The organism is Streptomyces sp. NPDC088915 (genome assembly GCF_044749825.1).
In the GTDB taxonomy this organism is placed as follows: domain Bacteria; phylum Actinomycetota; class Actinomycetes; order Streptomycetales; family Streptomycetaceae; genus Streptomyces.
The window spans coordinates 1-7123 of the sequence record NZ_JBIVIR010000013.1; the positions used below are offsets into that span (position 1 = coordinate 1).

6 protein-coding genes are annotated in these 7123 nt (G+C 71.3%); 5 read left to right on the forward strand and 1 reads right to left on the reverse strand.

Annotated features, from left to right (window positions below):
* On the forward strand, positions 1-2250 hold a 2250-nt coding region (locus tag ACIP5O_RS23225; protein ID WP_401296289.1), incomplete at its 5' end, for an SDR family NAD(P)-dependent oxidoreductase.
* Between the two features lie 191 nt (positions 2251-2441).
* Here the strand turns inward: ACIP5O_RS23225 and ACIP5O_RS23230 are convergent.
* Positions 2442-3194, reverse strand: a complete 753-nt coding sequence (locus ACIP5O_RS23230) for a helix-turn-helix domain-containing protein (protein ID WP_401296291.1) — start codon at positions 3192-3194, stop codon at positions 2442-2444.
* A 406-nt stretch (positions 3195-3600) separates the two neighbouring features.
* On the opposite strand from ACIP5O_RS23230, the gene ACIP5O_RS23235 reads away from it, so the two are divergent.
* The 4 genes from ACIP5O_RS23235 (at position 3601) to ACIP5O_RS23250 (ending at position 6831) form a co-directional block, all read left to right on the forward strand.
* Positions 3601-4209, forward strand: a complete 609-nt coding sequence (locus ACIP5O_RS23235) for an ATP-dependent Clp protease proteolytic subunit (protein WP_401296293.1) — start codon at positions 3601-3603, stop codon at positions 4207-4209.
* A gap of 139 nt (positions 4210-4348) precedes the next feature.
* Complete coding sequence (locus ACIP5O_RS23240) at positions 4349-4972, forward strand: ATP-dependent Clp protease proteolytic subunit (protein WP_401296550.1); 624 nt, start codon at positions 4349-4351, stop codon at positions 4970-4972.
* A 6-nt stretch (positions 4973-4978) separates the two neighbouring features.
* Positions 4979-5779, forward strand: coding sequence for a thioesterase II family protein (locus ACIP5O_RS23245; RefSeq protein ID WP_401296295.1), 801 nt, complete (start codon positions 4979-4981; stop codon positions 5777-5779).
* A gap of 23 nt (positions 5780-5802) precedes the next feature.
* Complete coding sequence (locus tag ACIP5O_RS23250; protein ID WP_401296297.1) at positions 5803-6831, forward strand: hypothetical protein; 1029 nt, start codon at positions 5803-5805, stop codon at positions 6829-6831.
* Positions 6832-7123 lie beyond the last annotated feature (292 nt).

Genomic DNA, 7123 nt, shown 5'->3' on the forward strand with positions numbered 1-7123 from the left:
GACCCCGCCTACTGGACACGCCACATCCGCGAAACAGTCCGATTCGCCGACACCATCCACACCCTCCGCACCCACCACACCACCACCTTCCTGGAGGTGTCACCGGTGCCCGTGCTGTCGCCCGCCGTGGAACGGGTCCTCGACGAGGTGGCGGAGGACCGTCCCGCCGTGGTCGTCGCCGTTCCGGACCCCGCCGCGGTGGCCGCGACCGTGGGCCGGCTGTACGTGACCGGAGCCGCCGAGCCCGACTGGGCGGCGCTGTTCCCGCCGGGAACACGGCCGGCGCCGGTGCCCACGTACGCCTTCCAGCGGCAGCGCTACTGGCTCTCCCCGTCGCCCGAGGAGCGGACGGCTCCGCTGTCGCCCGGAGCCGGGGAACACCCGGTGCTGGGCGCCGGCCTGGAGCTGGCGGACGGCAGCACGGTCCACACGGCCCGGCTGTCCGCCGCCACCCACGCGGAGCTGGCGGACCGGGAGCTGGCCGCGGGCGGCGCGCTGCTGGACGGCACTCCCCTGGTGCTCACCCGGCACGCCCCGCTGCGCCTGCCCGCCGAGGACGCCCTGGACGTACAGCTCGCCCTTGCGCACCCCGACGCGCACGGGCACCGCGCGGCCGTCCTGCACTCCCGCCCGGTGGCGGCGGCGGGCACGCGGTCCGGGCCGTGGCGGCGCCACGCCGAAGCGGTGCTCCCGGCCGTGGCCGGCTGCGCGCCCGACGCCGCGTTGTACAGGGTCGACTGGATTCCCCTGCCGACCGGAGAGGCGGCGCGGGAACCGGTCCCGGCCGGCGCGGAGGACCTCCTGTTCACCGTGGCCTCCGGAACCGGAGCGCGGGAAGCGGCCGAGGAGACGCTGGCACGCGTCCAGCGGCTGGCGGCCGAGGAGGGCCCGTCCGCGCGGCGTCTCGTCGTGGTCACCTCCCGTGCGGTCGCGGTGGGCGGAGAGCCCCTCACCGAGGAGCCGGGCGCTGCCGCGGCCCGTGGACTGGTCCGCACCGCGGAGTCCGAACGGCCGGGCCGGTTCGTCCTGTTGGACACCGACGGCAGCGACGCCTCGGCGGCGGCCGTACCCGCGGCGCTGGCGACCGGGGAACCGGAGCTCGTGCTGCGGGCCGGAACGGTGTACGTGCCCCGCCTGGTCCAGGCCGGTCCCGTCGACCCCGTCGGGCGTCGGGTGTTCCGTGCCGGGGGCACGGTGCTGATCACCGGCGGCACCGGAGCACTGGGCACACTGGTCGCCAAACACCTGGTCACCGAACACGGCGTACGCAACCTGCTCCTGGTCTCACGCCGCGGCCCCGCCGCCACCGGAGCCCAGCACACGGCAGCCGAACTCCAGGCACTGGGCGCCCAAGTCGACATCGCCGCCTGCGACATCACCGACCCAACCGCACTGACCGACCTCCTCAACCACATCCCCGCAGACCACCCCCTGACCGGCGTGATCCACACCGCCGGCGTCCTGAACGACGCCACCCTGGAAACCCAGACCCCACAACACCTCGACACCGTCCTCGCCCCCAAAGCCGACGCAGCCCGACACCTCCACGAACTCACCCGCCACCTCGACCTGGACACCTTCGTCCTCTTCTCCTCCTACGCCGGAATCATCGGCAACGCAGGACAGGCCAACTACGCCGCCGCCAACACCTACCTCGACGCCCTCGCCGAACACCGCCACGCACTCGACCTACCGGCAACCTCCCTCGCCTGGGGCCTGTGGGAGGGGGACGGCATGGGTGACACGCTCGCCGCCGGCGGGCAGAGGCGGATGGACCGGTCCGGCGTACGAGCGATGCCCGTCGCGGCGGCCCTCGGCCTGCTCGACGCGGCACTGGCCAGGACGGAGCCCGTCCTGGTCGCCGTAGACCTGGACGGGGCCGCGCTGGCGGAGCGGGCGGCGACGGGAACGCTGCCGGTGATCCTCTCCGCGCTCCCGGCGGGCACCGCGGATCCGGACCGGCCCGAGGACGCCGTCGCCGAACCGGTGGTGCTGGACGCCGAGCAGGCGTACGCGCTGGTGCTGCGCGTCGTCGCCGACGTCCTCGGATACGACGATCCGGCAGAGGTGGAGGTCGAGGAGGAACTGCTCGACCTGGGCTTCGACTCACTGATGGCGATCGACCTGCGCAACCGGCTCCACACCGAGACCGGGCTGGTCCTGCCCAGTTCGCTGGTGTTCGACTTCCCGACGGTCCGCAAGCTGGCGGACCACCTCACGGAGCAACTGGCCCCGCGTGCCGACGCATAGGTGAAGGAGTCCGACGCCCGCGCCGGCCGCGACCGCGGCGAAGGGCGTCCGTCGGACAGTGCGCGAGGACTCCGGCCGCCCTTCCGGCGGCCGGAGTCCTCGCCCTCGCCGCCGGCACCTGGCGCCCGGCCCCCGGGACGGGCCCCGGGGGCTCGCGCCGGGGACTCACGCCGGGGACTCGCGCCGGGGGATCAGCGCACCTGGGCCGCGACGAGCTTGCGCGGCATCTCCCTCACCGGTGTGTGGACGATCAGCCGCACCGTCCCGTCCAGGTCCCTGTGGAGCAGCTCGACCATCCGCACGTCGATGATCCCGCGTTGGGGATGGCGCATGCGGTGGGTCCTGCTGAGGGGTCCCGCCACCCGGTGTTCGTCCCAGCAGGTGCGGAACCGGGGGCTGCGGGCGGTGAGTTCCTCCACCAACGGGCCGATCTGCGGACAGGTCCGCCAGTCGGTCACCTCCGCCCGGAAGCAGGCGACGAAGTGGCGGGCGACGTCCTCCCAGTCGACGAAGAGGCGGTGGGCCTCCTCGGAGGTGAACATCCATACCAGGAGGTTGCGCTCACGACCGGACAGACTGCCGAAGTTCGCCAACCAGCCCGGCACCGCGCGATTCCAGCCAAGTAGATCGCCCGAGAGGGAACAGACATAGGCGGGGAAGGGGTACATCCCCTCCGCCACCGAGACGAGCGACTTCCAGGACTCGGGGACCGCGGCGGCCGGCGACGCGGAGGACCGCTCGCTGGACAGGGCGAGCAGGTAGTCGCGTTCGAAGACGGAGAGGCCCAGCACGCTGGCCAGGTTGTCCAGGACCTCGGGCGAGGGCGAGACGTCCCGGCCCTGTTCGAGGTACGTGTACCAGGTCGGGCTGAGGCCGGCGAGGACGGCGACTTCCTCACGACGCAGTCCGGGAGTGCGCCGACGTAGGCCTTGGGGCAGTCCCACTTCGCAAGGCAAGATGCTTTCTCGCCTTTTCCTCAGAAAATGTGCTCGTTCTAGCCTGCGGTGCTCCGCTACAGCCACGCTCTACCCCCGTGTGGACGGTGCTTCCGATCTTCGGATCTAATCACAGTCGTCGAACACGCTTTCCCCGTGAACCGTCGTCGCCCGCCGACCGGCCCGGCGTGCGCTCTCAGCGAACGAACAACAGGTCAGCTGAGAGCCTGTGGTGATCGTGCTACGGTCCGAAGAGTGAAGATCGGTAAGCGCCACGTCAGTTGTGGTGTCGGTCGGATCGGCAGGACCGGAACGGCAGTGACACATCGAACGGTGGCTGTGGCCGCCAGTGGATCCACTTGGGGGTTCAGTGACTCATCAGGACGACTTTCAGCCGACGGAATTCGGCCACGAGATGCCCCGAATGAACAATGACGCGCCGGCGCCCTGGGGAATGGGCGACCAGGTATTCAGCAGCCTGCTCCGGCACCGCATTGTCTTCCTCGGCCAGGCCGTCGATGACGAAATCGCCAACCGCATTACCGCGCAGCTCCTGATGCTCGCCGCCCAGTCCGAGGAGGACATCTACCTCTACATCAACTCGCCGGGCGGTTCGGTGACCGCCGGCATGGCGGTGTACGACACGATGCAGATCATCAAGAACGACGTCGTCACCATCGCCATGGGCTTCTGCGCCTCCATGGGACAGTTCCTGCTGACCTCCGGCGCCCCCGGCAAGCGCTTCGCCCTGCCGCACGCGAAGATCCTCATGCACCAGCCGTCGGCCGGCTTCTCCGGCTCGGCGAGCGACATCCGCATCTACGTGCAGCACCTCCTCAAGACCAAGCGCGAGATGGCGGAACTCATCGCGCGGCACTCCGGCAACGACGTGGAGCGCATCACGAAGGACTCCGACCGCGACTACTGGTTCTCCGCGCAGGAGGCCAAGGAGTACGGCCTCATCGACGACGTGATCCAGTCCACCCCGGCCATCTCGGGCGGCGGCGGGCTCGCCGCGCGCTGATCCGACGGCAACTCACCACCGGTGCGCCGACGCGACCGGTGACGACAGGTCACCCGGCGCGTGGGCGCGCCGCGTCGACGTGTCCCCAGCACGCCCGCTCCCGCCATCGAATCCGGACAGCACGGAGGCCGCCTTGTCCATGCACGACTACGCGCCCCAAGCCCGTTACGTCGTTCCCCGCTTCATCGAACGCACCTCGCAGGGCGCGCGGGAGTACGACCCCTACGCGAAGCTCTTCGAGGAGCGGGTCATCTTCCTCGGCTCCGAGATCGACGACACGTCCGCCAGCGACGTCATGGCCCAGCTCCTCTGCCTCGAGTCGGCCGACCCGGACCGCGACATCTCGATCTACATCAACTCGCCCGGTGGATCGATCACTTCGCTGCTCGCCATCTACGACACGATGCAGTTCGTCAAGCCCGACATCCAGACGGTCTGCATCGGCCAGGCGACCTCGGCCGCCTCGGTGGTCCTGGCGGCCGGCACCAAGGGCAAGCGCATCGCGCTTCCCAACTCGCGCGTACTGATGCACCAGCCGGCCAGCCCGGGCCAGCAGGGACAGGTCTCCGACCTGGAGATCCAGTGGCTGGAGATCGAGCGCATCCGGGACCGGATCGAGACGATCATGGTCCAGCACACCGGTCGCGACCGGGAGCGGATCCGCGAGGACCTGGAGCGCGACAAGATCCTCACCGCCCAGGACGCCCTGGAGTACGGGATCGTGGACCAGGTGGTGGTCCCGCGCGGGAAGAACGGTTCCTGAGCGGCCATGACCGTTTCCCCCCTCAGCAGCGGCTGGTTACGGCGGTTCTCCAGCGAAGCCCGGGACGGGACGACGCTGGTGTGCTTCCCCCACGCGGGCGGTGCCGCCAGCACCTACTTCCCGATGTCCAAGCTCCTCGCCCCCCTGGTCGGGGTGTGCGCGGTGCAGTACCCCGGGAGGCAGGACCGTCGCTCGGAACCGCCGCTCGACGACATGGCCGAACTGGCCGACCGGGTCACCGAGTCGCTCGCCGCGCTCGATCCCGGTCGGCCGCTGGCCCTGTTCGGGCACAGCATGGGAGCCCTGCTGGCCTATGAGGTCACGCGTCGGCTGGAGGCGGCGGGACGGCTCCGCCCGGTCCGTCTGATCGTCTCCGGCCGCAGGGCGCCCGGCCTGCCCGGCACCCGTCCGGACCTGCACGGCCAGGACGACGAGACGCTCCTCGCGGAGCTGCGCCGGATCAGCGGAACGGCCGAACAGGTCCTGGCCGACGAGGAGTTGGTCCGGATGCTGCTGCCGACGCTGCGCTTCGACTACAAAGCGGTCGAGTGCTACGTGCCGCCCGCGCCCGGAGACGGTGTGCTGTCCTGCCCGATCTCCGTGTTCACGGGGACCGAGGACGGCCACGTCTCCCCCGAAGAGGCCGCGGCCTGGGAGGCGTACACCACCGACTCCTGCGACGTGCAGGCCTTCCCCGGCGGGCACTTCTTCCTCCAGACACGCCGCGAGGAGGTGGCCTCGGCCATCGTCGGCCGGCTCCGCGGCCGACCGGCGGCGGTGGGCCGGCGCGCGGACTGCCCCACCTGACGCGCCGTCCCCGGGAGGTATCCATGCCCGTGCGTGAACTGCACGGACCCTTGAAGTACTTCGTCGTGGCGATGGCGGTCGTCGGCGTCGTCAGCACCGTCGGCCTCGCCGTCGACGACCGCGTGCTGGTCGGCATGCCGATCTGGGAGAAGCCGCTCAAGTTCGCCCTGTCGCTGGGCGTCTACGCGGCGACGCTGGCCTGGATGCTCTCGATCCTCGACCGCGGTCGGCGGATCAGCTGGTGGGCCGGGACGGTGATCGCGGCCGCCTCGTCCGTGGAAGTGGCCCTCATCGTCGTGCAGGTCGTGCGCGGCAAGCGGAGCCACTTCAACGACGAAACCGCTTTCGACGCCGCCCTGTACGCCGTGATGGGCGTGACCGTGGCGGTGCTGTGGCTCGCCGGGGTGGTGGTCGCCGTCCTGATGTTCCGGCAGCCGCTGCCCGACCGGGCGACCACCTGGGCGATCCGGTTCGGTTCGGGCATCGGGGTCGTCGGGCTCGCGCTCGGCTTCCTGATGAGCCAGCCGACGCCGGAACAACTGTCGGGCCACGTGGTGGGCACGGTGGGCGCCCACAGCGTCGGCGTCCCGGACGGCGGCCCGCATCTGCCGCTCACCGGCTGGGCGGCCACCGGGGGCGACCTGCGCATCGCCCACTTCACGGGGATGCACGCCCTCCAAGTGCTGCCGTTGCTGGCGCTCGCCCTGACCGCGGCGGCCGGCCGGCACCCGGACACCCGGCTCGCCGACCCGGCCGTGCGCACGCGCCTGGTGATCGTCGCGTCGGCCGGGTACCTGGGCCTCGTCACCCTGGTGACCTGGCAGGCCCTGCGGGGCCAGGCCCTCGTCGATCCGGACCCCCTCACCCTGACCGCGGCGAGCACACTCGCCCTGGCCTGGCTGACGGGAACGCTACTGGCCCTGCGCCTGCCCCCTCCGCACGGGAAGACCCCGAGGTCGCACACCCACCCGCGCGACACGGAGCACGTACCGGCGGGGCCCACCACCCGCCCCGGCGAACGGGCGTCGCACCTCCACGACCGGGTGTCGTAAGGCCGGGACCACATGCACCACGCCTAGGAAAACCCCCAGCGCAGACGCCCTGTTTCACCGGCTCCAGGATCGCCACGCACTCCACATGGCGCGTCATCGAGAGCGGATCCAACCGGAACAGGTTCAAGAGTCCCGACTCCGTCCACCGGCCTGCTCGGTGATGTGAGCCGCCTCGCTGATCTCGTCCTTGCGCGGCGGCCCCCGGGGCGCATGCCCGCCCTGTACGTCGTGATCCGCGGGGCGCCGTACCGGGGGATCAGTACGGCGCCCCGTCGGCTCGGCCGCCGACGGC